Origin of the sequence: Streptomyces sp. SID14478, from assembly GCF_010548525.1 — a bacterium.
Lineage (GTDB): Bacteria > Actinomycetota > Actinomycetes > Streptomycetales > Streptomycetaceae > Streptomyces.
Genome location: NZ_JAAGMG010001162.1, coordinates 1 through 1,654, shown reverse-complemented (window position 1 = coordinate 1,654; position 1,654 = coordinate 1). Strand labels below are relative to the sequence as shown.

Genomic DNA, 1,654 nt, shown 5'->3' with positions numbered 1-1,654 from the left:
AGACCCCGCCGAGCGCGAGGGTCACCGCGACGGCCGCCGCCCACGGTCCGGCGGTGCGCAGCGCGTACGCGTCGACGACGGCGTGCGGGGCGGGAGCGAACAGATGGCCGCGCACGGCCTGCCAGGCCGCGGCCGCGCTCAGGGTCATCGACAGGATGCAGCTCAGCAGCACACCGGCCACCAGGCACTGCCACGCCCACAGCGCGACGATCGGCTCCCGCTCGGTCCAGTCGGCGCGCGCGAGCAATCGCGGGGCGACAACAGCGAGAAGGGTGCCGAGCAGCAACAGCGCTACGGGGACCGTCATGGTCGTCACCCTATGAGCCGGGCACGCACCGGGGGTATGGCCCAGGGCGTCAAGTGACGCACGCCACGGTTTCGTTCGTGCCGCTCACCTACATCGTCAGCAGCATCGCCACCATGCCGATCCCCATCGAAAGGCGGCAGGCCCGCGCGAGTTCCGGCCGGTCGCCCCAGCCGGTGATCGCGGGGCCGCTCGCGGTGGCGGGCACCAGGCGCGCCCCTGACCACAGGACGTAGAGGGCGAAGTACCCGAGCAGCAGCCCGGTGAGTGCGGGCGCGCCCGCCCCGCCGTGATGTGCGTGCGCCGCCGGGCGGGCCGCCATCGCGACCGCCATGTAGGCCATGGTGAACGAGCCCATCAAGTGATGCAGGTGGTGGGCCCCGCGTCGTGCCGCCCACAGGGCCCGCAGCGCGGCGGCCCCGAACACGACGGCGTACAGCAGCCAGGCCCCCCGCGGCGGCGTGAGCACCGCGGCGGGCACCGCCATCAGCGCCATCCCGAACCCCATCAGGGCCTCGCCGCCCGCCGTGCGGCGCTGCTCCTCGACGTCGCTGCGCATGCGCAGCAGGCAGTACGCCCCGGTCGCCGCGCACAGCGCGACGAGCAGCCAGGCGGCCGACAGCGGTCCGTGCACCCCGGGTCCCCCTTCTCGGTAGCTGTCGGTGAGATGCCCCGGCACGCGGGGGCGTATGGCGGCGCAGGGGAGCACCGGGGGATCTTTTACAGGTAAAACACCTGCTAATGTTTTGGATATGAGCAGCACACCCCCGATGTCACCCCCGCCCCCTGTCGCGCCGCGCGCCGTCTCCGTCCGCCGGCTTCCGCTGGCCGGAGTACTGCGTGCGAACAAACCGTCGGACATCTGGTTCAAGCCCGCGACGAGCGTGGTCGTCTCCGCCGCGATACCGAACGTGACGCTGCTCGCCCTCGGCCGCCTCGACCTGGTCATGTACACGATGGCCGGAAGTTTCTGCGCCCTTTACGGGCACAACCTGCCCTACGCGGCCCGGGCCCGGGCGCTCGCCGCCGTGGTGCTCGGCATGGTCGCGAGCATCGCCGTCGCCCTCGTCGCCGCGTCGTTCACCTCGTCCGCCGTGCTCCTCGTGACGGTGGGCGCGCTGCTCGCCGCCGCGCAGAAGGCACTGTGCGACGCCACCCGGATCGGCCCGCCCGGACACCTGATCTTCACGTTCATCAGCTCCGCCACCCTGTTCGCGCCCCAGCGCGTCGGGCAGGTGCCGGGGCACCTCGCGCTCACCCTCGGCGCCGGAGCCGTCGCCTGGCTGGTGGGCATGGCCCCCGCGCTCGTCCGGCCGCACGGCCCCGAACGACGGGCCACCGCCCGCGCCC

The 1,654-nt window shown here is 73.3% G+C and carries 1 protein-coding gene and 2 pseudogenes; 1 reads left to right on the top strand and 2 read right to left on the bottom strand.

Annotated elements, in window-relative coordinates:
- Together G3I40_RS37125 and G3I40_RS37120 are read right to left on the bottom strand one after the other, a co-directional pair.
- Positions 1–307: pseudogene (locus tag G3I40_RS37125) on the bottom strand (M56 family peptidase); the annotation flags it as partial.
- 88 nt (positions 308–395) lie between these two features.
- On the bottom strand, positions 396–938 hold the full coding sequence (locus G3I40_RS37120; protein WP_164559227.1) for a DUF5134 domain-containing protein: 543 nt from the start codon (positions 936–938) through the stop codon (positions 396–398).
- Between the two features lie 118 nt (positions 939–1,056).
- Between G3I40_RS37120 and G3I40_RS37115 the strand changes: the two are divergent.
- A pseudogene (locus tag G3I40_RS37115) lies at positions 1,057–1,654 on the top strand (FUSC family protein); the annotation flags it as partial.